Raw genomic sequence first — 25,009 nt, 5'->3', positions numbered from 1 at the left:
GTTTCGCGAACGACCGGGCCCCGCCGGGCTGACCGGCGGGGCCCGATCGTCACCCCGAGGCGGCGGCCTCCCGGATGACCGGCTCGAACTCCCGCCGCACATAGGCGTCGAACGGCTCCGACAGCGCCCCGTCGATCACCCGCCGCACCCGGTGGCGCGCGGCACACTCCTTCATCGCCGCCCGCGATCCCGGCCCCACACCTCCACCGATGATCAGCACCCCGAACACCTCGGTCTCCATGAGCGCCCGGGCCTCGTCATCGGTACTCACGCCCTCCGCGTCGAATCCATCGGCGCGCAGCGTGTCCAGCACCGCCGCCACCCTGGCGGGCGTCCTTCCCAGCACGAGCGTCTTCATGGCGAGTTCCTTTCGGGTACGTCTCGGGTACGTCGACATGGGCACCCCGACCCTAGAAGCTCAACCCGACTTGAGGTCAACCCCGACACTCGCCCCCGGCCGTACGAGGGTCTTCGACGGATCGGCCTGCCGGGTGAGCGGCAAGTCCGTCGCCGTCGGAGGAGGGCGTGGCGGCCCGTGTGCCCAGCGCCGCCGCGATCTCCTCGTGCAGCCCCCGCGGCAACCGGGTGCCCCACCGGTCCACCGCCTCGGCCGCCAGTTCGCGGCTCCAGCGCCAGCTGTTCGCGGCCGCCGTGCGGAGGTCGTCAGGGGCCAGGGAGCCGGTCGTCGTGGCGTACCGCTCGATGTCCGTCGGCGGCAGGTCCGCCTCCAGGGCGCGGCTCGGGGTGAGCCAGTGGGCGGTCGAGCCGCGCAGCAGGCGGCAGAGCTTCAGCTGGAGCGGGGCGACGACGGCGTGCAGCAGGTTGTGGGCGCGGGCTCCCTCGCCGCGGGCCTGGAGGTGGGCCAGCATCAGGGTCCAGTTGGCCAGTTCGTCGGTGAGCTGCTGGGCGGTGGCCACCGGCTCCGGCGGGCTGAAGGCGGCCAACTCGCGTACGGCGGCGGTGAGGTGACCGGTGCGGTCGAGGAGGACGGCGGCCTCGGGGCGCGGCAGGTGGACCTGGCCGCGCCAGGTGGCGATCTCCGCGATGCCGGCGCCGGTCGGCTCCACGTGGAACTCGCCGCGCATCAGGTCGTCGAAGACCACGGCGAGGATGCCGTACATGTTGGTGTACGCCAGCTTCAGCGGAGCCAGCCTCTCCACGAACTCCCGCCCGTCGAAGGCGTCGACGTCCTCTTCCCGTACGTACAGGCAGGCGTCCAGGTCCGAGTGGGCGTCGGCTTCACCGAGCGTCCAGGAGCCGTAGAGGAGGACGCCGTCGATCCGGAGGTCGGCCTGGGCCGTCGAGCGCAGCAGCTCGATGCGGCGGTTCAGGGCGTCGGCGGGGAGAGGTGTGCGAGGAGTGGGGCGGGCGTGCGGCATGGCCGGGTCTCCTGAGTGAGGATGTGGGCGTACGAACGAGGCCCGGCGGTCACCGCCGGGCTGCCTCCGGTCCCGCTGCGGGACCTCGTTCGTCGCTCAGGAAACGCCCATGGCGGCAGCCTAGGGGATCGCCCGTCAGCCGTCGCGGCGGTTTTCCGGGGTGAAGACCAGGCCCGTGAGGGCCCGGAGCCGGAACGGGCTGAAGCCGAGTCATGAAAGCCCCGCCGGCGGGGAAGACGCCCATAAGATTCTCGGCGTTCGGCTTTCTCCCCGTCAGGATGGCTTCACGTGATATCTCCCCGTACGTACCGAGCAGCGGCCCTGCCCGCCCTCAGCGCCCTCCTCGTGCTCGCTCTGGCCGGCTGCGACCCCGATGACCTCGCGGCGGAGAGCGGCGGCAGCGCGAGTGGCGGTGCGAACGGTGGTGGGGCGCAGTCCGCCGAGGGGTTCGGGGTCAGTCCGCTGGACAACCCCGACGGTACGAAACCGGGGCTGGCGCCCCTGACCAGCGACGCCGACCGGGCCGCCGCGCGCAAGGTCATCGAGAAGGTCGCCACCAAGGGGCGCGGCCCGAAGACCGGCTACGAGCGGAGCAAGTTCGGGTCCGCGTGGAAGGACGGGATCGACGGCATCCCGCTCGCCCGGAACGGCTGCGACACCCGTAACGACCTCCTTGCCCGGGACGGCAAGGACATCGAGCACCGCTCGGGCTCCAACTGTGTCGTCGTCTCGTTGAAGCTCAAGGACCCCTACACCGGCAAGTCCATCGACTGGCGCAAGCAGCAGGCGACCGAGGTGCAGATCGACCATGTGATGCCGCTGTCCTACAACTGGCAGATGGGCGCCGCCCGCTGGAACGAGACCAAGCGGCAGCAGATCGCCAACGACCCGCTCAACCTCCTCCCGGTGGACGGCCCGGCCAACAACGCCAAGCGCGACTCCGGCCCGGCCGCCTGGCTGCCGCCGTACAAGCCGGTCCGCTGCTCGTACGCGGTGCGGTTCGCCCAGGTCTCGCTGAAGTACGACCTCCCCGTCACCGCCCCGGACAAGCAGGCCATGCTCGCCCAGTGCGGGGGATGAGTCGCCGTACGGTGGGGCCACGGGCCGTGGCCGTGCGATGCACGGCACCGGACCCCGCTCCCTGATCCGGCCGAGGCGCAGGCGATCTCCTCGGCGGTCGACGTGATGCAGTCGCCCTTCACCAACTGGCCGCCGCCGGCGCCCGCGTCGCCGGGATGATCGCCGGTCAGGTTGCGGCCGCAGACGGTGTTGGTGGAGGCCCTGGCGGACTGTCACCCGAGGTCCGTCCCCGCCGACGCTCGTACGCGTAAATCCCCTGGTCACAGGTGGTGTGGCGTGCCTAAGGTCGGCCCATGGAACTGCACATCACCACGCTCGCCGAACGTCCCGGACTCGCCGGGGCGCTCGACCGGATGCCGGACACCTGGCCGGAGTTCGTCCTGGAGGACATCGTCGGCTGGGCGAACTTCGCGCGGATCGCCGTCGAGTTCCCGGAGTTCGTCCTGGTCGCCACCGACCCGGACGGCAGCGTGGTCGCCCGCGCCTACAGCGTCCCCTTCGAGCTGAACGCCCCCGGCCGCGGCAACCTCCCCGTCGGCGGCTGGGACCGGACGCTGCTGTGGGCGTTCTCCGATCTGCGGCGGGGCCGTACCCCCGACACCGTCAGCGCCATCGAGATCACCGTGGCCACCGGCCACCAGGGCAAGGGGATCTCGGGCCGGATGCTGGCCGCGATGCGGGAGAACGCGGGACGGCTCGGCTTCGGCGAGGTCGTCGCCCCGGTCCGGCCGAGCGGCAAGCACCTGCGGGCCGGCCTGCCGATGGAGGAGTACGCCCGGCTCACCCGCCCCGAGGACGGGCTGCCCGAGGACCCCTGGCTGCGGGTCCACGTCCGGGCGGGCGGGGTCGTGGACTCGGTCGCCCCGGCGTCGATGACGGTGAGCGGTTCGCTCGCCCAGTGGCGGGAGTGGACCGGGCTGCCGTTCGACACGGACGGTCCGGTGGAGGTGCCGGGAGCCCTCGTCCCGGTGCACTGCGCGGCCGCGCACGGGTACGCGGTCTACGTCGAACCCAACGTGTGGGTGCGCCACCGGGTGTGAGAGCGGCGCGCACGGTGGGCCGGTTCGGGACCTGAGCCGGGGCCGCACTCTCCCTGCGCGATGCCCCCGGCCCGTGCGGCAGACCCCTCCCGGCCCGCAGCCAGGCCCGGCGGCGGCAGGAGATACCGTACGAGCGATTTCATCCTGCCCGTACGGGCCGTTCCGCCCTGGAGAGACCCGCAGTGAAGAACCCACGCACCCCCGACACCCCCCGCACGTCGAAGCCCGTGCGCACGCGACGCGTATGGAGGAACGGTTCGGCGAAGAGCGCCCCCGGCGCGGGCCGCAGCGTGTCCCTGGTGGTGCGCCCCGCCCTCACCGCCGCGTGGCGTGCGGTGTGCTCCCGGCGGGGCCGCTGGGTGACGGGCGGCACGGTGGTGGCGCTGGCCGCCGTCGTGGGCGCCGTCGTCCTCCTGGGTGAGGAGTCAGGGCCGCCGGACCCGCGCGCCCGCGAGTACCGGGACGTCAACTCCTGCCTTCTGACCGGGGAGCAGGGCATCATCGCCGGCACGCCCGCGGCACCGGTGTGGGCGGGCATGCAGAAGGCGTCCCTCAAGACCCGTACCCGCGCGACCTACGTCCCCGTCATGGGCGAGCAGTCGGCGCAGAACGCCCTGCCGCACCTGAATTCGCTGCTCCAGCGCCAGTGCGACGTGGTGGTGGCCGTGGGGGAGAGCCAGGTGGAGGTGGCGCGCAGCGAAGCGGGAAACCACCGGGCGATCCGCTTCGTCGTGGTCGGCGGAGCCGAGGCGGCCGAGCCCGACGGCAAGGCGGCGCAGGGCACTTCGGGGAATGTGACGGTCGTCGCGGAGGCCGGAGGCGGACTGGAGGATCGGATTGCCCGGATCGTTCAGGAAGCTGTCCCTATAGGCAAGTAGCCGGAATGTGATATTCCGGCAGAAAGTGACATTAGTCACTGAGTTGGCGATCGAGAATGTAATTTTTCTGTTCGGATCTCGTGCACCCTTATGAAGATCTTGTAAGCGGAGCATAAGTAGAGGGCAGCGCAGATGCGTTCTCGGTGGGTTCGAACGGCCCGAATATTTCCGTCCGGCCCGCGAGGGCGCGCACGGCTCAGACGGACAGCCCTGTTCGTCCTCGTCGCCTTCTCCCTGACCCTCACCACGGAGACGGCCGCTGCCACCGGGGCCACGCTGCCCCGGCTCTCCATGCCCCAGATGTCCCTGGCCGGACTCTGGAAGTGGTCGGGCACCTCCCCGCTCGACGTGCCCGAACAGCAAGGGGGCACCGCCGCCGGCAAGAGCCACACCGCCTCCGCCGCCGACACCTCGGCCGAGGGCGACGCCGGCCGCGAGCCCGGCAAGGGCCGCGGTGAACTCGACCCGTACGAGCGGCCGGCGCCGGATACCGACAAGGCGACGACCGAGCCGGTCACCGGCACCGACGAGAGCTTCGACGAGAAGACCAGCGAGCGGGACGCGAAGAGGTCCACCGAGACCACGGACCACTACGTCAACGCCGATGGCTCCACCACGGTCCGCCACTACCCGGGCCGCACCAACTTCCGTGCGAAGGACGGCACCTGGGAGCCGATCGACACGACGCTCACCGAGGCCGAGGACGGCCGCCTGGAGCAGACCGCCAACTCCCTGAAGGTCGGATTCGGCCCGGACGCAGCCGACCAGGCCCTCGCCTCGGTCGACTTCGGCGCCGGCCGCTCCCTCGCCTACGCGCTCCAGGGCGCCCGAGCGGCATCGCCGGTCGTGGGCGACGACGGCAAGGTCACCTACCCGGACGTCCTGCCCGGCACCGACCTGCTGCTCGCCCCGCTCGCCGACGGCTTCAAGGAACACCTCGTCCTGCACTCCAAGGGCGCCGCCAACTCCTGGGTGTTCCCCCTCGACCTCAAGGGTCTGACCCCGCGCATCACCGCCGACGGCGACGTGGAGTTCACGGACGGAGACGGCGAGGTCACCGCGACCATCCCGCACGCCTTCATGACCGACGCCAAGATCGACGAGCGGTCCGGCGACCCGACGCTCTCGCAGGCCGTCGACTACGAACTCACCACCGTCGACGGCAAGCCCGCGCTGCGGATGACCGCCGACCGCGCGTGGCTCGACGACCCCGCCCGCGTCTACCCCGTCATGGTCGACCCGACCATCGCCGCCAGCAACTCCACGTACGCCCAGAACACCATCCCCGGCAACCACTCCTCCGAGGCCGAGATCAAGGTCGGGTCGTACGACTCCGGCACCAACCGGGCTCTCTCCTTCCTCCAGTTCTCCTCCCTGGGCACCACCCTCAAGGGGCAGCGGGTCACCGCCGCCACCCTCAACCTGCACGCCCTGTGGTCCTCGACCTGCACCGCGACGCCGTTCTCCGTGCACCCGATCGCCGCGTCCTGGACGCCTGCCGGGATCACCACGTACCCCGGCCCGGCCATCAGTCCGGCCATCGGCGGTGCCACCGTCGCCCCCGGCGCCTCCTGCTCCAACAACAGCGGCAGCAGCAGCGTCGGCGTGAAGATGCCGGTCAAGCTCTCCACCGACTGGTTCGACGCGGTCGCCACCGGCAGCCCCAACTACGGGCTCGCGGTCACCGCGCCGGTCAACGACGGTCTGCACTGGAAGAAGTTCCACTCCGACAACGCGACCACGGCCGGCTTCCGCCCGGCGCTCGACCTCACCTACACGGCCAACAAGAAGCCGCAGGTCAACGCCCAGTACCCGCCGACTAACCACCAGGCGCCCACGCTCCGCCCCGAACTCTTCGTCTACGCCAGCGACGCCGACAACTGGCCGATGGCCAAGCTCAGCTACGCCTTCGAGGTGTACGACGCCGACAGCGACAGCACCACCCCCGTCGCCACCTCCGGCGTGATCACCAAGGGCAGCTGGAAGGTCCCCGCGGGCAAGCTCAAGTGGAGCAAGGACTACGCCTGGTTCGTCAGCGTCTCCGACGGCTACGACTCGGTGATGTACTCGGCCAGCAGCTTCTCCACCACCGTCCCGCAGCCGCCGGTCACCTCGGGCCTCGCCCAGAACACCGACGGCCACGACTTCGACCCCAGCGACGGCAACTACACCACCAGCGACACCGACGCCGAGATCGAGGTCGTCGGACCCTCGCTGTCCGTCGAGCGCTCCTACAACAGCCGTGACCCCCGGAGCGACGGTGCCTTCGGCGCCGGCTGGTCCACCGCCATGGACATGAAAGCCGTCGAGGTCAAGGACGGCACCGGCGCGATCTCCAGCGTCATCATCACCTACCCCGGCGGTGAGCAGGTCGCCTTCGGCCGCAACAGCGACGGCACCTTCGTCCCGCCGATGGGCCGCTACGCCCGGCTCGCCGCGGCCACCAGCGGCGGCGGCTACACGCTGACCGACAAGGACTTCACCACCTACGCCTTCCAGCAGGCCACCGGCCAGGCCGGTTCCTTCGCGATCTCCGGCATCAAGGACTACGCGGGCCGCTCGGAGACCTTCACCTACGCCTCCGGCCGGCTGTCCAAGGTCACCAACGTGACGTCCGGCCGGTCCCTGACCTTCGCCTGGTCCACACCCGCCGGGGCCACCGCCCCGCACGTCTCCACCGTGACCACTGATCCGGCCACCCCCGGTGACGCGAACTCCGCCCAGAAGTGGACCTACGGGTACAACGGCGACCAGCTCACCAAGGTCTGCCCGCCCGCCGACGCCACCAAGTGCACCACCTACGGCTACACCACGGGCAACCACTACCGCACCACCGTCCTCGACAGCTCCCCGTACGCCTACTGGCGGCTCGGAGAAGCAGCCGGACAGACCGTCGCCAAGGACTCCGTCGACCTCAACCAGGGCAAGTACGACGGCCAGTTCCGCAATGTGACCCTGGGTGCCGTCGGCCCCCTGACGGGCTCCACGCAGAAGGCCGCCACCTTCAACGGCACCACGTCCTACGTGGAGATGCCCAGCGCCCCCGGCGCCACCCCCTCGTACGCGTCCGTCTCCCTCTGGTTCAAGACCACCAAGGCGGGCGGTGTCCTCTTCTACTACGGTGACAAGCCGCTGAGCGGCACCGACCCGGTCGGCACCACCACCAAGAACACTCCCGCGGTGTACGTCGGCATGGACGGAAAGCTGCGCGGCTGCCTGGCCATGTCCCCCGGTTGCATGAGCACCATCGCCTCCGGCGCCACCGTCACCGACGGCAAGTGGCACCAGGCGGTCCTCACCGGAGCGGGCAACACCCAGACCCTGTACCTCGACGGCGTCAGCCAGGGCAGCCTGGCCGGCACCATCAACGACTGGGAGCAGCCCTACATCTCGCTCGGCGCCGGCGTGAACACCGACGGCTGGCCCAGCATGAACCCGAACGACAAGCTCGGGCACTTCACCGGCCAGCTCGCCGAGGTCGCCATCTACTCCGACGCCCTCCAGCCGCAGGTCATCACCGCCCAGTACCAGGCCGCCACCCGGTCCGCCGGACTCCTCGACAAGATCACCTCGCCGGGCGGCAGGGTCCAGTCCTCCGTCACCTACGGCACCACCGACGACCTGGTCCTCGACGCCACCGACAGCGACGGCGGCACCTGGAAGCTCAACCCCGCCACCGTCACCGGCTCCTCCCAGGTCTACCGCTCCGCCGTGATGGGTTCCGCACCCACCGGATACTGGCGCCTGGGCGACACCCAGGCCGCACCGCAGGCCGCCAACGAGATCCACACCGGATTCGGCACCTACAACAGCGTCACCCAGGGCACCACCGGACCCTTCGGCGCCGGTGACTCCACAGCGGTCACGTTCAACGGCACCTCCTCCTACGCGGAGATCCCCTACGGCCCCTGGCACGGCAAGCAGGACCGCGCGGTCGAACTCTGGTTCAAGACCGCCAAGCCCGGTGTCCTGATGGCCGACCAGCAGCGCACCCCCGACGACCCGGCCGGCGTCGGCGGCAGCTATACCCCGACCCTGTACGTCGGCAGCGACGGAAAGCTGCGCGGCCACTGGTGGAGCGTCTCCGGTTCCGGCAGCGTGGACTTCGGCTCGAAGGCCGCGGTCAACGACAACAAGTGGCACCACGCGGTGCTCTCCGCGAGCGGCACCAAGCAGACCCTGTACGTCGACGGCGTCAAGCAGGCCGACTTCACCGGCGCCGCCAAGGACCAGTCCAACACCCGGACCTTCCTCGGCGCGGGCTTCGCCAAGAGCTGGTTCAACTCGCCCGGCGACATCAGCTACTTCACCGGCGCCATGGCCGACGTCTCGGTCTACTCCGCACCGCTGAGCGCCGACGACGTCGAGCGCCACTGGTCGGCGTACAAGGCGTCCTCCGGCATCGCCCCGGTCCGGACGGTCAAGCTGACCGACCCGACCGGCAAGACGCTGACCTACGTGTACGACGCGGAGATGGGCAACCGTCTGCTCGCCGCCGTCGACACCAACGGCAAGCGCACGACGTACGGATACGACACCGGCGGCTTCCTGCGCACGGTCACCGACGCCAACGGCAACCGCAGCATCACCGGCCACGACGTCCGCGGCAACGCGGTCTCCACGACCACCTGCCAGGACACGGCCAAGGACAAGTGCGCCACCGAGTACTACAGCTACTACCCGGACGCGACCACGGCCTTCCCGCCGATGGATCCGCGTAACGACCTGCCGCTCACCGAGCGCGACGGCCGCTCCTCCGGGCCCACCGACAACACCTACCTCACCAGCTACACCTACGACACCGGGGGCAACGTCACCTCGGTGACCAGCCCGCCGGTGCCGGGCTTCCCGCAGGGCCGTACCGCCACGACCACGTACACCACCGCCTCCACCCCGGCGGCCGACGGCGGCACCGCTCCCGCCGGCCTCGTCTCCGACGTGGTGACCCCGGGCGACAAGAGGACCTCGTACACCTACAACAAGAACGGCGATCTCGCCGAGACCACGGACGCCAACGGCGCCCGGCTGAAGCAGGTCTACGACGCCCTCGGCCGCCAGACGGCGAGCACGGAGATATCCGACGCCCACCCGGCCGGACTGACCACCCGCTACACCTACGACAAGAACGACCAGGTCGCCACCGAGACCAGCCCCGCCGTCACCAACCGGGTCACCGGCGCGGTCCACACCGCACGGACCACCACGGTCTACGACGCCGACGGCAACGTCCTGGAGCAGACCGTCGCCGACACCACCGGCGGTGACGCGCCGCGCACCACCAAGGTGACCTACGACGCGTACAACCGGATGGCCACCCGCACCGATCCGGGCGGTGCCACCACCGCCTTCGCGTACGACGTCTACGGGAACAAGACCCGCGAGACCGACGCCGAAGGCAACGTCAACACCTACACCTTCGACGCCGAGGGCCGCCCCCTCACCACCAACCTGCTCGACTACACGGGCGACCCCGCCAACCCGACCGCGCCCACCACCCTCGTCCAGGAGTCCCGCGCCTACGACCCGGCGGGCCGCCTCGCCTCGCTCACCGACGCGATGGGCTGGGTGACCGCCTACACCTACACCGACGACGGGCTCTCGGCCACCGTGGTCCGCAAGGACCCGCAGACCGGCGCCTCGTTCACGGAGCAGGCCAACACCTACGACGCGGTCGGCAACCTGACCAAGCAGGTCACCAACGACGGCCGGACCACCACCACGTTCACCGTGGACGCGGCCGACCGGGTCACCTCCAGCGTGCTGGACCCCGGCGGACTGGCGCACGCCACCACCGTCACCTACGACCCCGACGACAATGTCGTCACCGAGAGCGACTTCGACCCGGCGACGGGCCTGACCAGCACCTCCGACACCACCTACGACAACCTGGGCAACGTCACCGGCAACACCCTGCACGACGGCACCACCGCCCCGGTCGGCCGCTGGAAGCTGAACGAGACCGGGGGCACGGCCGCCAAGGACTCCTCCGGCGGAACCCGTGACGCGGTCTTCGGCAGCGGGGTCACCCGCTCCACCGAGCGCGGCGGCTCGGCCGTCTTCGACGGCACCGCCAACTCCTACGGCACGACGGCGGCACCGGTGGTCAACACCACCGGCAGCCTCACCGTCTCCGCCTGGGTCAAGCTGGACTCCACCGCGGCCAACCGGACCTTCGTGGCCCAGAACGGCAACAACGCGAGCGGCTTCCAGCTCTACTACTCCACCGCCCACGGCTGGACCTTCAACCGCCACGCCACCGACACCAACGGTCCGGTGATCGCCCGCGTCACCTCCGGCACCGCCGCGGTCAGCACCGGCACCTGGACCCACCTCGCCGGTGTCTACGACAAGGAGGCCGGCCAGCTTCGGCTGTACGTCAACGGCACCGCCGTCGGCACCCCGGCCGCCTTCAACGCCCCCTGGGACGCCAACGGGCCCCTCCAGATCGGGCGCCTCTGGTACAACGGCGGCTACCGGGAGCACCACCTGGGCGCGCTCTCCGACGTCCAGCTGTACAGCGAGGCGCTGACCGCCTCCCAGGTGTCCGCCGTGCGCGGCGGCACGCTGCCCGCCGCGGGCAGCGAGGTGCGCACCGCCACCTGGAAGCTCGACCAGCGCGGACTGCCGGTGTCCTCCACCGACCCCAACGGTGACACCACCGACTACGGGTACGACGAGGCCGGCCAGCAGACCACGGTCACCGAGCCGGCCGTCCGGTCCGAGCAGAACGGCGGCACCCCGGTCACCATCCGGCCGGTGTCGATGACCGGCTACAACACCTACGGCGAGGCGACGGAGTCCTCGGACCCGCGGGGCAACGTCGTGGTGACGGCGTACGACGCCGAGGGCCAGGAGTCCTCGACGAAGCTGCCCGACTACACCCCGCCCGGCGGGGGTGCGCCCATCGCCGCGACCGCGTGGAACGAGTACAACAGGCTCGGCCAGGTCACCGCCGAAGTGGACCCGCTGGGCAACCGCACCACCTACACCTACACCCAGCTCGGCGACCTCGCCTCGGTCACCGAACCGGGCGGCGACACCACCCGCTTCGCGTACACCCCCAACGGTGAACAGCTGTCGGCGACCGGGCCGGGCGGTGCCCGCGAGGAGACCACCTGGGACTACCTCGGGCGTCCGCTGACCAGCACCGACATCGTGCGCCAGCCCACCCAGCGGGCGGTCACGGCGATCAACGAGTACAACGCTCCGGGCGGCGAGCTGTCCCGGACCGTGAGCCCCACGGGGGTCAGCGAGTCGTACACGTACGACGCCCTGGGCGAGACCACCTCGGTCACCGACAGCGCCGGGAACGTCTCCCGCTTCACCTACGACATGGACGGCCGGTCCCTGACGTCCACCGGTCCGGACGGCACCAGCACCCGTAACACCTACGACGGCTTCGGCCAGCTGACCGCCACCAGCGACATGTCGGCGGACGGCGCGGTGATCCGCACCAGCCGCGCGAGCTACGACCGGGCGGGCAACCCCCGTACGGTCACCGACTACCGCGGCAACACCGTCACCCTCACGACCGATGCGACCGGCCAGATCTCCCAGGCCGTCCAGCCTGTCTCCGAGACCGAGTCGATCACCACAACCTTCGGCTACGACGCGGCGGGCAACCGCACGCGCTTCACCGACGGCCGCGGAAACCCCTTCATCACCACGTACAACAACTGGGGCCTGCCCGAGTCGGAGATCGAGCCCGCCACTCCGGCCCACCCGGACCCGGCGGACCGCACCTTCACGATGGTCTACGACGGCAACGGGCGGCCCAGCCAGTCCCGTTCGCCCGGCAACGTGGTCCTGCACAACACCTACGACAGCAAGGGACGGCTCACCAAGCAGACCGGCAGCGGCGCGGAGGCGGCGACCGCCGACCACACCTACACCTACGACTCCGAGGACCGGATCACCTCGGTCGCCGGCCTGGAGGAGGACCGCAACACCTTCACGTACGACGACCGCGGCCTCCTGCTGAGCGCCAAGGGGCCGTCCGGCGACTCCTCCTTCAGCTACGACGCCGACGGAGCGATCACCTCGCGCACCGACGCCTCCGGCACCTCCACCTACGGCTACGACACGGCCGGCCGGCTCAAGACCGCCAAGGACGCCTCGACCGGCACGTCCATGACGTACGGCTACGACGTCAACAGCAACGTGACGTCGGTGGACTACGGGCAGGGCAAGTCCCGGCGGTCCTTCTCCTACGACTCCCTGGAGCGCCTCACCTCCGACCGGCTGACCTCGCCGACCGGAAAGCTGCTGGCATCGGTCACCTACGGCTACGACGTCAACGGCAACGAGATCTCCAAGACCACCACGGGTGTGGCGGGAGCCTCGTCGAACACCTACACCTACGACCGGGCGAACCGGATCTCGTCCTGGAGCAACGGCTCGGCCACCGAGCAGTACGGCTACGACGCGTCCGGCAACCGCACCCGGGTCGCCGGCGACACCTACACCTACGACGCCCGTAACCGGCTCACCTCCGACGGCCACAACACCTACGGGTACACGGCCCGCGGCACGCTGAGCGTGCTCACCGACGAGGCGGGGCAGCAGACGTCGATCAAGGCGGATGCCTTCAACCGGATCATCGAGGAAGGCAACCGGAAGTACACGTACGACGGCCTGGACCGGGTGCTCACGGCCCGGGACGAGGACGGCTCACAGTCGGCCTTCGCCTACAGCGGCGCGGGCAACGACGTCGCCTCGGACGGGTACACCACCTACAGCCGCAACGCGGACGGCTCCGTGCTGGGCATGAAGTCGGCGCTGTCGTCGGTCCTGGTCCTGACCGACCTGCACGACGACGTGGTGGGGCAGTTCACGGAGTCCGGTGAGGCACTGACCGGCTCGACGACCTACTCGCCCTTCGGCAAGGTCCTGCAGTCGCAGACCATGGTCGGCCAGCTCGGCTACCAGTCGGGCTGGACGGACCCGGCGACCGCCAAGGTCAATATGGCCGCGCGCTGGTATTCACCGGAGACGGGCCAGTTCAACAGCCGGGACACGGTCTCGCTGAATCCGCTGCCCAATTCGGTGAGCGCCAACCGGTACGCGTACGCGGACCAGAACCCGCTGACCGCGACCGACCCGACCGGCCACTGGCCGAGCTTCGTCGACAAGGCCATCAAGAAGGTCACCAAGAAGGTCAAGAAGGTCGCGAAGACGGCCTGGAAGAAGACCAAGGCGGCGGTCAAGAAGGTCGCGAAGGTCGTCAAGAAGGCCGCGAAGGTCGTCAAGAAGGTCTACAAGAAGGTCGTCAAGAAGGCGAAGCGGGTGGTCCGCAAGGCCGTCCACTACGTCGCCGACAAGGTGTACAAGGCCAAGAAATACGTCAAACGTACGTACAAGGCCGTCAAGAAGGTCGCCCATAAGGTCACCAAAACCGTCAAGCGGAAGGTGAAGGCGGCGACCAAGGTCGTCAAACATGTCGCCAAGAAGGTGGTGAAAAAGGCGAAGAAGGTCGGCAGGGCCGTGAAGAAGGCGGCCAAGGCGACATCCAACTTCGTCAAACAGCACGCGGGGACGATCGTGTCGGTCGCGGTGGGTGTCGCGGTCTTCGCGGGCTGCACGGCCGCCACCGGCGGTGTGGGCGTCGTCGGGTGCGGCATGCTCGCGGGAGCCGCGGCGAACGCGGTCGGCTACGCGATGAGCGACGGCCCGAAGTCACTGGGCGGTTTCGCCGCCGCGGTCGGTGTGGGTGCCCTGACCGGCGCCCTGGGCGGCGCGGCGGGCGGTGCCGCGGTCGGCGCGGTCAGCCGTCTCCTGGCGGGTGTCGGTGGCCGCACGGCCACGGGCGCGGCGATGGGTGCCGCGGGTGGCGCGGCTGAGGGTGTCGTGGGTTACGGCATCTCCTGCGCGGCGCAGCGCAACTGCACGGCGAGCGGCGCAGCCACCTCGATGGCGGTGGGCGCGGCGACGGGCGGCGTCGGCGGCGCGGCGGCGAGCCGCTTCGGCCCGAAGGCGGACCCGCAGCCCCAGGCGAACTCCCAGCCGGCCTCGCCCCGCCCCGGCGGCGGCTGCCGGGTGAAGACCCCGCACAGCTTCACCGGTCTGACCGGTGTCCTGATGGCGAACGGCACGGTGAAGCCGATCTCCGAGGTGAAGGCCGGGGACATGGTCCTGACGGCGGAGCCGGGCAAGAAGGAGAAGGAGAAGCACAAGGTCAAGGAAGTGATCGTCACCAAGACGGACCGGGACTACGTCGATGTCGTCGTGAAGACGGACGCCGGCCCCAAGACGATCGAGACGACCAAGCACCACCAGTTCTACGAGATCATCCGCAACTCCTGGACCCAGGCGGGCGACCTCAAGCCCAGCCAGGAACTCCAGGACGGCAAGGGCGAGCCGGCCCGCATCCTCGACGTCACCGCGTACACGGCGGAGCGGACGACGTACGACCTGAGCGTCGAGGGGCTGCACACGTACCATGTGGTGGCGGGGGCTACGCCGGTCCTGGTCCACAACTGCAGCAACCTGACCGCCGATGACGCTCGATTCCCGGCTGCGCACGTTCTCGACGAGCATGTGAATGTGAGTGATCAGCGGCTCATTCAGATGGCTCAAACCTCGGGAGTTAAGTCTCGCTTCACCGATCTCCAGACCGCTCAGCAAGTCGTCGACTACGGTATTGCGTCAAATCAGGGCCGCATCGGAAATTGGCTTCGAGGCGGTGGTGTCGGGCCGCTGGAAATTAAGGGTAGATTTGGCGCCAATAATCCAATCGGGGTAAGGGCTGACGCGAGCGGATCCATTACCCCGACAAGTAACGCGTACACAATAATCCTTCAGCGTGCCGCTGGGCATTCGGGGGGATATTACGTGTCGACCGCATATCCGAGGTAGGTGTTTCTTCATGGGGACCAGATTTACCGAGGATGACTTCGGTATCACGCACCTAGCCTCTATGTTTCATCAAGACTGGAGGCTATCGGGAAGCGCGCGCGATGTGGTCATGGGCTATGTCGCCCAAACGTCACTGCCGTACGTGCTTGCGCTCGCCGAAGATGCACTCAGGCTGACAGCCAGCGATGACGCTGACACTGTTGCCACCCTTTGGGAATGCGCAACTGGCTCCTATCACCGCCTCTACGGTGATTCGGTCGCTGGATTGGACTGGTTCCGGGAAGTTGCAGGCATTTGCGAAGGGAGCCTCACTCAAGCCGGTGTACACGCAAACATCAAAGTTGGCCAAAGTGTGTACGATTCCCTCAAGGGCAGGGTTATCGCGGAAATCGACGAGCTTGAGCCTGCTCTGAGTGAGGCGATCGCAAATAGCCCAATGGCAGGCAACGCGGGGGCTGTCTCGGCGATGAAAGTGTGCGCTGCAGATATCTGTCCAGAAATCGCCTTCAGGGTGCTTCTGAGAGCCCTCATGGAGTATTCGTGCGAGATTGATCGCAATCTGTATGCGAGATTCGTGAAGCTGGGGCAAGAATTTTCCTACGGAGAATTCGTCGTATCGCGAATTTCGTTCCTGATGCGATAAAACTCTCCGGTTGGCGACCCTTGGCTCTGGATCCACGAGAGTCCCTGGACAGGAAGTATGCGGCAAGCCAAGAGGCCGCCATCGGCTGATTCTGATGGCGGCCTCTTGGTGTTTCGACGGCAACGCTGACGGCAACGTCAACGGACGATGGCTGCGGCGGGTGGGCCGTCGGGGGCTGTCGCTCTGGCCGTCAAAGGCCTTGCCGAGGGGTTCGATGGCTGGCGTTGTAGGCGGAGACGGACGCGGGCGTCGACGCCAACGTGGGCGTGGGCCGAGGAGTTCCTTGATTGCGACGAGGTCAACGGCCTTCCAGGAGCAGGGTCGCGGTCGAGCGGAGGTTATGGGAGCGGATGCGGCGGAGGCCCGGCCCGGTTGAGGAAACTGCTGAAGCGGCGGGTGAGGTTGGCAGGGGCGAGAAGCCTGCCGGTCGGGCGAGGCCGCTGTCCTGCCGGGCTGACGCAGTGGTCTCTCGCTCCTTGTCCTGCCGGGTGAGTTCGTACAGCGTGTGGAGCCGGTCGGCGCGGGCCATGTCGAGGAACTGACAGGCCTCTGCCGCAGTGGGCGGCCGGAAGCGCCTGGGCTGGTGCGTGGTGGTCTTGACATTGCGCGCGATGTCCCAGGGCAGCACGTCTTCGCGGGCCGCCTGTTCAAGGCGACCCACTGGCGTGGGGCGCGTGCAGCACGGCCGCCCACCCGGCTGCTCTCGGCTCCGCCCCGTTGGTTCGGCCAGCGAACAGGCCGCGCAGAAGCACCTGGCGGGCCACCGGAAGCGTGGGAAGCCGAGCGCACCGGCATGGTGAACCCATCACCAGTCCTACGAGATCATCCGCAACTCCTGGACCCAGGCGGGCGACCTCAAGCCCGGCCAGGAACTCCAGGACGGCAAGGGCGAGCCGGCCCGCATCCTCGACGTCACCGCGTACACGGCGGAGCGGACGACGTACGACCTGAGCGTCGAGGGGCTGCACACGTAATGTGGTGGCGGGGCTTCTGCCGGTACTGGTCCACAACATCGATCTGGATGCGCTCAATGCTTGTCCGACCTCAGCGAACACGCACACAGCGTCGGTGACTGTGCACGATAGTGGTGGAAGAGTTCTGCATGACTACGACATTCGAAGTGGTGCGCAGACGCCTGCGGAGCGGGCTATGGGCGTGGGGGAGAGACACCCAGCCACATCGAGAATCGGGCAGCCCGCATGACGGGTGGGGTTTCGAGTTACGGAACGAAGTTGGTCAAGGGTGACGAATTCTTCCTGGAGAAACCAGTGCCGGTGGACGGATATGTGGTCATCAATGGAACTCGATCGCCGTGTTCGAGCTGCATGGGTGCTATGAGGCGTGGCGCCCAAGACACTGGGTCCACATTCGTCTACATCTGGGAGCAGGCCGGACGACCAGCTTGGTGGAGTGTCTCAGGATAACGGGCCGCTAAATGCCGAATCAGAATGTAGGGGAGAGCAATGCCGCAAGATGAGCGTATGGATCTTGTCCAGATCTTCGCTCGGGTTGGAGGGATAAGCTACCGCTCCATGGATGCCAACAGGGCCTTTGAGGTATGGGTTCACCTGGCTCGATCGGCAGGGTGGGACGTCGTTGAGATTCCTGCCGACCGGAAGGCGGATGACCCGGAAGACCTAGGTGCCGTGATCGTGGAAGGCATTAAGTACCGGATTCACTACAGCCCCCGCGTGCGTCGGCTCCTGGCTGATGACTCAACCGAACACCTGTCTTATCGGGATGCTCTCGGATTTGCTGCATGGGCTGAACCGGACCTTTCCGCCCATTAGTTGGACGGGTCATTCGTGGCTTCAGTCAGATGCGTCATGATCCGACCCTTAGGTATTCATCCTAGGGATAGGGGCATCCGGATTCGGGGGCGGAACTTGGCAAGGCGAAAGCCCCTCGGGCCAACCCTAGGTGATTCGGCAGACGCCCATCGCCAGTGCCAGGGGCAAGCAGTAGGCCGCGTTCGATAGCAGGAGCCTCGCCGGAACCACGGTTTCGACGGGGCTCTTAGCCGCTCTGACAGCGGTGGTTGATGGCAACGCGCGTGGCTGTAAGTGCCTGGAGCGGTCGAAGATCCTCGTTGGCGAGCTCATCAGTAGGGGGTGATGGGTCTGGCTGTTCAGGCTTTCTCTACTTGATCAAGCGCGACGGGCTCGCCGGAGCGGGAAGACGGCTGCGTCGCCGGCGGCGGGAAGGTTGGCACACCGGGCGATCGGTGCCGTGTCGGTGAGCTTGGAGAGCGCCTCGCACAGCGCGGATTCGATTCCGAGGAGCACGGCCCTGAACTGGTTTTTCTCCTGTGGTCGGGCCTTGATGCCAGACTTCTTCGCCAGCCGCAGCACGCGCATGTCGGCCACCGAACTTTCACCAGTCTTGTCCGCCTCGACTCTCGGTGAAGGCCATGGAGCGCATCCAGCCCCTGGCGTTGATCGCCGACATGGTGTTCACCGGGGACCTGAGCCCATGGCAAACGTGCGGAAGCTGCTGGTCAGCAGCGTGTCGTAGGCATCTGATAGACCCTGGCCATGACGTTCTTGGTGGTGGTCGAGGGTGAGGCGGGCGGATGGTGCGTCGATCGGGGTGCGTTGACCGAGGTCATCCGTGCTCGGTGGACTGGAGTCGAGATCGATTCGTCGGCCCGTAGCGCAGTGCGCAGTCTCATCTGGGAGCTCAATACAGCGAACGGCCCGGGTGAGGCTTATCTGCACGAGGACGGTACCTGCCTGTACATGGACGTGTGGGAGGAGGACGCGATCTGGTTGGCGAGCGCTTTCCGCAGGCTGACACCCACGCACCTTGACCTGGTGTTCTGCGATGAGGGCTACACCTTTGACGTGCGCGTGCCAGCTGGGACCACCGAGGCCGAACTGGTGGCCCTGGTGAGTACTGCAGACTGAGCTCGGCCCGCAGCGGCGAGGCGGAGGGCCAGGGCGGCCTTCGCGGGGTCGGTGATACGGGTGATGCCGCACCGGAGCTTCCGCAGCAGCAGCCGCCACTGCTTCAAGGCCAGCCAGTCGACATGCAGATGACAGTGGCAGTATCCCGAAAGCCTTCCATGAGCAACAGTGGAGAGTTCCTTGCAGGTCACGATTGATGGAGTCACCTACATCAGCCATGAGGACCCGGCCTGGAGGCGCGAGGAGAACTGTATGGCCATGGTCGACCTGGCTCCGTTCGACCTTGTTGGAATGCGTGAGCAGTTGTGGCTTCGGAAAAACGAAGAGGATAGCGGGTACGAGGTTTGCTGCATCCCTTTTTATGCCTACGGCCTCGCGCTGGGTGACGTGGTAGCAAAAAGTGGGACTGGCATTGTCTACGGTGTGGTCAGCAAGTCAGGTCGTCGTGTCCTCCGTGTATTCTTTGCAGATCCTCGCCCTCCAGCGGACAGTCGGCCTGAGCTGCGTGGCGCTGTGCACTTTGTTGGGCTTCTGAGTGAATGGAACGGCGATCGTCATGTCGCTATCGATGTCCCGGACATTTCGCTGATGCAGTCGGTCTTTGATTCCGTCCAGAAAGAGATTAAGAACGGAACGGCTTTCTGGGAGTGGAGTGACGCTAAGGCCTTCAGCTCTACCTGAGTTGGATTTGCGCCCTGGTGTGGGTATGGCCCCCGGGGTGCATTGATCAGGAATGGCGGATTCTGTGTAATTTTTGTGGTTCGAGCAATTTTGTTTCTCGACCTACGTGCTGGGGGACTCATCCCGACGGGGCTGGTCGATCGACCTGGACCGGTTGCCGGGTTTGTAGCAGGTCAGCGCGGTGAAGGAGATCCGTCTGGGGGAACGGCCGAGGACCGGAACGAAACCTAGCGCTGGGTCGCCACCGTTGTCGTGGCCCGGCTCACTATGTACTGGCGTGCTCAGAGCGATGCCGACGGGCCGCACCCTCCGCTCCCCGTAGCCCTGCGCCGCCGCCTCAGCCGCCGGAGCGACCTCCGCGACGGCTGAGCCCGAGAGGCCGGTCGCCCCACATCCCCAACTCCTCCCGAATCGTTGGTCGAATCAGTGGCACCGATCACATCCACTGCCTACCATCGATCACCGCAAGGCTTGTGCACCGATGCACAAACTCTCCACGGGAGGCTCCTTTGCACCGCCGTCGTCGCACCGCGCTCGCCGTCTCCGCCGCCACGCTCCTCGCGGCCCCACTCCTGGCCGCCTGCGGCAACGAGGCCCACCCCGGTGCCGCCGCCGTCGTGGGCGGCGAGCGGATCGAGGTCTCGGCGGTCCAGGCCCAGGCGGCGGACGTCCGTGCCGCCCAGGAGAGTTCGCCCGAGGCGGCCCAGCTGGTCAACAAGTCGGGCCAGCTCAACCGCGCCAAGCTGCACGGGCTGATCTTCGGCCGGATCCTGGACCGGGCCGCCGAGGACGCCGGGGTCACCGTCACCCGCAAGGAGATCCAGGAGGCCCGGACCGCGAGCCGCGCGCAGGCGGGCGGCGAGGAGCAGCTGCAGGCGATGATGCTCCAGCAGCGCTGGGTCGCCCCGGACCAGATCGACGGCGACATGCGCCAGGAGGTGCTGCTGCCGAAGCTCGCCAAGGCGCTCGGCGCGGACCTCGGCACCCCCGAGGGGCAGCAGGTCGTCGGCGAGGCGCTGACCAAGGCGTCGAAGCAGCTGGACATCGACGTCAACCCGCGCTTCGGCGCCTGGGACGACCAGAAGATGCAGCTCGGCAACTACCAGGCCCCGTGGATCAGCCAGGTCACCGAGTTCGCCCCGCAGGAGCCGGAGGCGGGCGCCTGACCCGGGCGCCTGACCGCGAGGGCGGGCCGGGCGGTAGGTTCGGGCGGTGTGAACGCTGAAGCCCCCGACCACGCCGGCGCACCCGGCCGGATCGTCCTGCTCACCGCCAGCCACCGGGTCGCGCCCGGCCTGCTCTCCTGGCCGGCCTGGCAGACGCTGCACGCCGCCGACCAGGTGCTGTGCGGAGACCCGGACCACCCGCAGCTGCCCTACCTCCGCGAGGCCGGCGTCCGCGTCGAGCACGCGGCGCCCTCCGCCGACGAGCTGGTCGCCGCCTGCGCGGGCGGCCGTACGGTCGTGGTCCTGGTCGGCGGCGAGGGCGACGGCCGCCTGACCGACGGCCTGGCCCGGCTCGGCGGCTCCGGCCGGGTCGCCATGCCGGACCTGGAGCTGCTCCCCGGCTCGTACGATCTGCCCGGCGCCCGCCTCCTGGACCTGATCCAGGTCATGGACCGCATCCGCCGCGAGTGCCCGTGGACCTCGCAACGTACGCACCAGGGCCTCGCGAAGTACGCCATCGAGGAGGCGTACGAACTGGTCGAGGCGATCGAGGACGGCGACCGGGACGAGCTGCGCGAGGAGCTGGGAGACGTACTCCTCCAGGTCGTCTTCCACGCGCGCATCGCGCAGGAGGATCCCGAGGAGCCCTTCGACGTGGACGACGTGGCGGGCGGCCTCGTCGAGAAGCTGATCCACCGCCACCCGCACGTCTTCGGCGACGAGAGCGCCGAGACCCAGGAGGACGTCCACGCGCACTGGCTCCGCACGAAGGCGATCGAGAAGCAGCGCACGTCGGTCACCGAGGGCGTCCCCCTCGGCCAGCCCGGTCTGGCCCTCGCCGCGAAGCTCGGCAGCCGCGTCCGCACCGCCGGACTCACCGTCCCGCTACCCACCGGCGACACCATCGGCTACGAACTCCTCGCCCTGGCCGTGACCGCCGAGGCGAACGGCACCGACCCGGAGGCCGCCCTGCGCGCGGCGGCCCGGGTCTACCGGGATGCGATCGTGGCGGCGGAGGGCGGGGCGGGTTAGTACGGTGACCTGAGGGGCCGTACGAGAGGTGGGGGACGGGCGTGGACGCCGAGTTGGGAACGCTGGCTCTGACGGTGGCGCGGATCATCGAGAGCCCCGACCAGAGCGCCAACCGGCTCATGTCCGAGACACTGCGGGGCACCCGGAACGCCTTTCTGGAGGTGGAGTTCGACAACCTGTGGGGGATCCGCCTCCGTGGTGAGGACACGGGCACGCCGAGCGCCGTACACGAGTTCCTGGTCGAAGTGAAGCGCATGGCGCCTTCCGCGTACGAGGAGCTGCAAGCCATCGCCGAAGCCTTCACCGAGGACGAGCAGGCACGCGCGGTCGCTGGTGGCCGGACGCCCGCTCCCGTTCTGCCCGGTCCCGCCGCCCGCGCCACGGCCAACTCCGTCCAGGACGGCACCTTCCACGCCCCGGTCGTCCAGGCCGGCACCTTCTCCGGCGGCGTACACACCTATTACGCGCAGCCGCCGCACTCCACCCTGCCGCCGGTCGCCGACTGGCCGCACCTGGAGACGGCCGACCCGATCACCCTCGGCGTGCACCGCACCCGGCGGCTGTCCGGTGAACCGCCGCTGCCGCCGTACGTGGAGCGCGACTGCGACGCCGAGTTGGGCGACCGGGTCCGCGAGGCGGCCCGGGAGGGCGGTCTGGTGGTGGTGACCGGGGCACCGCTCTCGGGCAAGACCCGGACGGTGTGGGCCGCCCTGGCGGCGAACCTGCCCGGTACGACCCGGATCTTCGCGCCGGCGCCCGGGACGGACCTGCGCGGGCTTCCGGCGGTGGTACGTGGGTGGGGCGAGGCGGGCTGCGTCCTGTGGCTGGACGACCTGAACGGCCACCTCGGGGAGCACGGGCTGACCCCTGCGGTCCTCGCGGAGCTCGTACGGCTGCGCGTGCCGGTGCTGGCCACGATGGAGGACGAGGCGTACGACGCGCGCCGGTTCGGGACGGCGGACCGCGCCCGGGTGCTCGACGGGACGCGACCGGTCGAGCTGAACCGGGTCTGGAGCGACAGCGAGTGGGCGCGCCTCGAGGCGCTGGACGAGGAGCCCCGACTGCGGAGCGCCCGGCTCTGGCGCGGAGCGCACACCGTGCCCGAGTACCTGGCCGTCGGCTCCGACCTCGTCGAGGAGTGGCGGCGGGCGGCCCGGCCGACCCGCCACCCGCGCGGCCACCTGCTGGTGCGCGCCGCGGTCGACCTCTTCCGGTGCGGAGTCCCGCACGGGGCGGTCTCCGACGGTGTGCTCCGCGGCGCGCAGAAGCTGTATCCGGACGCGTACGCGGTGGCCGAGGCCGAGTCGTTCGACGACGGGCTCGCCTGGGCCGCCGAGCAGCGGTACGGGGTGAGCGGGCTGCTGGTTCCCGGGGAGAGGGAGGGCACCTGGGGCGTCTTCGGCGGGCTGCTCGCCGATGCGGTCGACCGGCCCGACGAGTGGCCGGTCCCGCTCGACCTGTGGATGTTCGCGCTCGAAACGGTGGGGACGGAGGGCGCGCGCTGGACGGTCCGGGCCAACGTCCACACACACCTGGTCGAGCGGGCCGGGGAGGACCCGATGGCCGCGGCGGTGCTCGGCGACGTCAACGTGGCCCTCGGTGATCTGGAGACCGCCGAGTTCTGGTGCCGCAAGGCGGCGGACGCCGGTCACATCGAGGCGGCGGCCGCCGCGGGAGAGCTGATGGTCGCGCGCGACGCGGCGGCCGAGGCGATCCCGTACCTGGAACAGGCCGCCGAGGCGGGCGTCGTACGGTCACAGTTCGCCCTGGGCATGCTGCTGATCGACCGTGCCAAGAGCTGGATGAACCGGGCGGCCGAGGCCGGCCACCCCTTGGCGGCGCGGGCGCTGCCCCGGCTGCATGCAGTGACGTACACCCCGCCCGATAGCGTCGAGGAGTGAACCACACCCCCGCCTGCCCCCACACGCCCAGCACGCCGGAAGACGCCCCCGAACTCTTCACCTGGGAGTTCGCCACCGACCCGTATCCCGCCTACGCCTGGCTCCGCGAGCACAGCCCCGTGCACCGGACCGCGCTGCCCAGCGGGGTCGAGGCGTGGCTGGTGACACGGTACGGGGACGCCAAGCAGGCGCTCGCCGACGCGCGGCTCTCCAAGGATCCGGCGAACCACGCCGGGTCCGCGGCCGCCAAGGGGAAGACGGGGATCCCGGGGGAGCGCAAGGCGGAGCTGATGACGCATCTGCTCAACATCGACCCGCCGGACCACACCCGGCTGCGCCGGCTCGTCTCCAAGGCGTTCACCCCACGCCGGATTGCGGAGTTCGCGCCCCGCGTGCAGGAGCTGACGGATCGGCTCATCGACGGCTTCGTCGAGAAGGGAGAGGCGGACCTCATCCACGACTTCGCCTTCCCGCTCCCCATCTACGCCATCTGCGACCTGCTCGGCGTCCCGCGCGAGGACCAGGACGACTTCCGGGACTGGGCGGGCATGATGATCCGCCACGGCGGCGGACCGCGCGGCGGGGTGGCCCGGTCGGTGAAGAAGATGCGCGGCTATCTCGCCGAACTCATCCACCGGAAGAGGGAGAACCCCGGCGACGACCTGATCTCCGGACTCATCCGGGCCAGCGACCACGGCGAGCACCTCACCGAGAACGAGGCCGCGGCGATGGCGTTCATCCTGCTCTTCGCCGGGTTCGAGACGACGGTGAACCTGATCGGGAACGGTACGTACGCCCTGCTCCGCCATCCCGGACAGCGCGCTCGGCTCGAAGAGTCGCTGGCTGCGGGGGAGAGTGCGCTGCTGGCCACCGGGATCGAGGAGTTGCTCCGGTTCGACGGGCCGGTCGAGCTCGCGACCTGGCGGTACGCCACCGAGGCGCTGACGCTCGGCGGGCAGGAGATCGCGGCCGGGGACCCGGTGCTGGTGGTGCTGGCGGCGGCGGACCGGGATCCGGAGCGGTTCGCGGATCCGGAGGCGCTCGACCTCTCACGCAGTGACAATCAGCATCTCGGTTACGGTCACGGCATCCACTACTGCCTGGGAGCACCGCTGGCCCGGCTGGAGGGCCAGGCCGCGGTGGCGACGCTGCTGAAACGCCTTCCTGGCCTGCGACTTGCGGTGGAACCTGACGATTTGCGTTGGCGCGGCGGGCTCATCATGCGCGGACTGCGCACGCTGCCGGTCGAGTTCGAGCCGGGACGGCGCCTTGAGGAAGGTGACACGCTGTCACCTCTGTGACTTTCACGTGATCTGCGCTGCATCGACTTGTGACATGCGTTCGAGTCCCGCTAGGTTCACGGTTCGACGCGTCGGCCGACCGTTCACCGTTGGCCCGTCCGTCACTTGCGTATCAGCTTCACGCACGCGCGTAACAGCTTCATGCTTC

General features: G+C 68.9%; 15 protein-coding genes and 1 pseudogene. 12 read left to right on the top strand and 4 right to left on the bottom strand.

Annotation, left to right across the window (positions count from 1 at the left end):
* Positions 1 to 49: 49 nt before the first annotated feature.
* Both ACIRR8_RS25100 and ACIRR8_RS25095 read right to left on the bottom strand, forming a co-directional pair.
* The gene (locus tag ACIRR8_RS25100) at positions 50 to 358 is read right to left on the bottom strand and encodes a hypothetical protein (RefSeq protein ID WP_404068827.1); all 309 of its coding nucleotides are present in this window, start codon (positions 356 to 358) and stop codon (positions 50 to 52) included.
* Positions 359 to 434: 76 nt separating this feature from the next.
* Positions 435 to 1,379, bottom strand: coding sequence for a nucleotidyltransferase domain-containing protein (locus tag ACIRR8_RS25095; RefSeq protein WP_404068825.1), 945 nt, complete (start codon positions 1,377 to 1,379; stop codon positions 435 to 437).
* 288 nt (positions 1,380 to 1,667) lie between these two features.
* On the opposite strand from ACIRR8_RS25095, the gene ACIRR8_RS25090 reads away from it, so the two are divergent.
* From ACIRR8_RS25090 to ACIRR8_RS25065, 6 genes are all read left to right on the top strand, one after another.
* The gene (locus tag ACIRR8_RS25090; protein ID WP_404068822.1) at positions 1,668 to 2,459 is read left to right on the top strand and encodes an HNH endonuclease family protein; all 792 of its coding nucleotides are present in this window, start codon (positions 1,668 to 1,670) and stop codon (positions 2,457 to 2,459) included.
* Between the two features lie 293 nt (positions 2,460 to 2,752).
* Positions 2,753 to 3,499, top strand: a complete 747-nt coding sequence (locus ACIRR8_RS25085; protein WP_404068820.1) for an N-acetyltransferase — start codon at positions 2,753 to 2,755, stop codon at positions 3,497 to 3,499.
* A gap of 227 nt (positions 3,500 to 3,726) precedes the next feature.
* Positions 3,727 to 4,377 (top strand): BMP family ABC transporter substrate-binding protein, encoded by a 651-nt coding sequence (locus tag ACIRR8_RS25080; protein WP_404068817.1) that lies wholly within the window; start codon positions 3,727 to 3,729, stop codon positions 4,375 to 4,377.
* Positions 4,378 to 4,668: 291 nt separating this feature from the next.
* Complete coding sequence (locus tag ACIRR8_RS25075; RefSeq protein WP_404068814.1) at positions 4,669 to 15,231, top strand: LamG-like jellyroll fold domain-containing protein; 10,563 nt, start codon at positions 4,669 to 4,671, stop codon at positions 15,229 to 15,231.
* Positions 15,232 to 15,241: 10 nt separating this feature from the next.
* Entirely contained in the window at positions 15,242 to 15,874 is a 633-nt protein-coding gene (locus ACIRR8_RS25070; protein WP_404068811.1) for a hypothetical protein, read from the top strand.
* Between the two features lie 1,199 nt (positions 15,875 to 17,073).
* A complete protein-coding gene (locus ACIRR8_RS25065) occupies positions 17,074 to 17,298 on the top strand; it encodes a hypothetical protein (protein ID WP_404068809.1) in 225 nt (74 codons plus the stop codon).
* 723 nt (positions 17,299 to 18,021) lie between these two features.
* Here the strand turns inward: ACIRR8_RS25065 and ACIRR8_RS25060 are convergent.
* The gene (locus ACIRR8_RS25060) at positions 18,022 to 18,240 is read right to left on the bottom strand and encodes a hypothetical protein (RefSeq protein ID WP_404068807.1); all 219 of its coding nucleotides are present in this window, start codon (positions 18,238 to 18,240) and stop codon (positions 18,022 to 18,024) included.
* A gap of 168 nt (positions 18,241 to 18,408) precedes the next feature.
* Here ACIRR8_RS25060 and ACIRR8_RS25055 point away from each other — a divergent pair, with 168 nt between their 5' ends.
* Positions 18,409 to 18,780 (top strand): hypothetical protein, encoded by a 372-nt coding sequence (locus ACIRR8_RS25055; RefSeq protein WP_404068804.1) that lies wholly within the window; start codon positions 18,409 to 18,411, stop codon positions 18,778 to 18,780.
* Positions 18,781 to 18,788: 8 nt separating this feature from the next.
* Here the strand turns inward: ACIRR8_RS25055 and ACIRR8_RS25050 are convergent.
* Positions 18,789 to 18,887 (bottom strand): annotated as a pseudogene (locus ACIRR8_RS25050) (IS5/IS1182 family transposase); the annotation flags it as partial.
* Positions 18,888 to 19,032: 145 nt separating this feature from the next.
* Here ACIRR8_RS25050 and ACIRR8_RS25045 point away from each other — a divergent pair.
* From ACIRR8_RS25045 to ACIRR8_RS25025, 5 genes are all read left to right on the top strand, one after another.
* A complete protein-coding gene (locus ACIRR8_RS25045; protein ID WP_404068801.1) occupies positions 19,033 to 19,461 on the top strand; it encodes a DUF4265 domain-containing protein in 429 nt (142 codons plus the stop codon).
* 509 nt (positions 19,462 to 19,970) lie between these two features.
* The gene (locus ACIRR8_RS25040; protein WP_404068798.1) at positions 19,971 to 20,627 is read left to right on the top strand and encodes a SurA N-terminal domain-containing protein; all 657 of its coding nucleotides are present in this window, start codon (positions 19,971 to 19,973) and stop codon (positions 20,625 to 20,627) included.
* A 48-nt stretch (positions 20,628 to 20,675) separates the two neighbouring features.
* Positions 20,676 to 21,659 (top strand): nucleoside triphosphate pyrophosphohydrolase, encoded by a 984-nt coding sequence (locus tag ACIRR8_RS25035; RefSeq protein WP_404068795.1) that lies wholly within the window; start codon positions 20,676 to 20,678, stop codon positions 21,657 to 21,659.
* Between the two features lie 41 nt (positions 21,660 to 21,700).
* Positions 21,701 to 23,560: a tetratricopeptide repeat protein gene (locus ACIRR8_RS25030; protein ID WP_404068792.1), complete on the top strand. Its 1,860-nt coding sequence runs from the start codon at positions 21,701 to 21,703 to the stop codon at positions 23,558 to 23,560.
* On the top strand, positions 23,557 to 24,861 hold the full coding sequence (locus ACIRR8_RS25025) for a cytochrome P450 (protein ID WP_404068789.1): 1,305 nt from the start codon (positions 23,557 to 23,559) through the stop codon (positions 24,859 to 24,861). The genes ACIRR8_RS25030 and ACIRR8_RS25025 overlap by 4 nt, the downstream gene beginning before the upstream one ends.
* Positions 24,862 to 25,009: the final 148 nt, after the last annotated feature.

The sequence above is a fragment of the Streptomyces sp. NPDC101178 genome (assembly GCF_044767965.1).
In the GTDB taxonomy this organism is placed as follows: domain Bacteria; phylum Actinomycetota; class Actinomycetes; order Streptomycetales; family Streptomycetaceae; genus Streptomyces.
Note: the sequence above shows the minus strand (reverse complement) of the source record. Positions and strands in the feature narration are given on the sequence as shown.

What these genes read in the sequence shown, in the direction of transcription:
- ACIRR8_RS25100 (WP_404068827.1), bottom strand. Translation starts at nt 358, where the DNA reads ATGAAGACGCTCGTGCTGGGAAGGACGCCCGCCAGGGTGGCGGCGGTG.
- ACIRR8_RS25095 (WP_404068825.1), bottom strand. Translation starts at nt 1,379, where the DNA reads ATGCCGCACGCCCGCCCCACTCCTCGCACACCTCTCCCCGCCGACGCC.
- ACIRR8_RS25085 (WP_404068820.1), top strand. Translation starts at nt 2,753, where the DNA reads ATGGAACTGCACATCACCACGCTCGCCGAACGTCCCGGACTCGCCGGG.
- ACIRR8_RS25075 (WP_404068814.1), top strand. Translation starts at nt 4,669, where the DNA reads ATGCCCCAGATGTCCCTGGCCGGACTCTGGAAGTGGTCGGGCACCTCC.
- ACIRR8_RS25070 (WP_404068811.1), top strand. Translation starts at nt 15,242, where the DNA reads ATGGGGACCAGATTTACCGAGGATGACTTCGGTATCACGCACCTAGCC.
- ACIRR8_RS25065 (WP_404068809.1), top strand. Translation starts at nt 17,074, where the DNA reads ATGACGGGTGGGGTTTCGAGTTACGGAACGAAGTTGGTCAAGGGTGAC.
- ACIRR8_RS25055 (WP_404068804.1), top strand. Translation starts at nt 18,409, where the DNA reads ATGACGTTCTTGGTGGTGGTCGAGGGTGAGGCGGGCGGATGGTGCGTC.
- ACIRR8_RS25045 (WP_404068801.1), top strand. Translation starts at nt 19,033, where the DNA reads ATGGCCATGGTCGACCTGGCTCCGTTCGACCTTGTTGGAATGCGTGAG.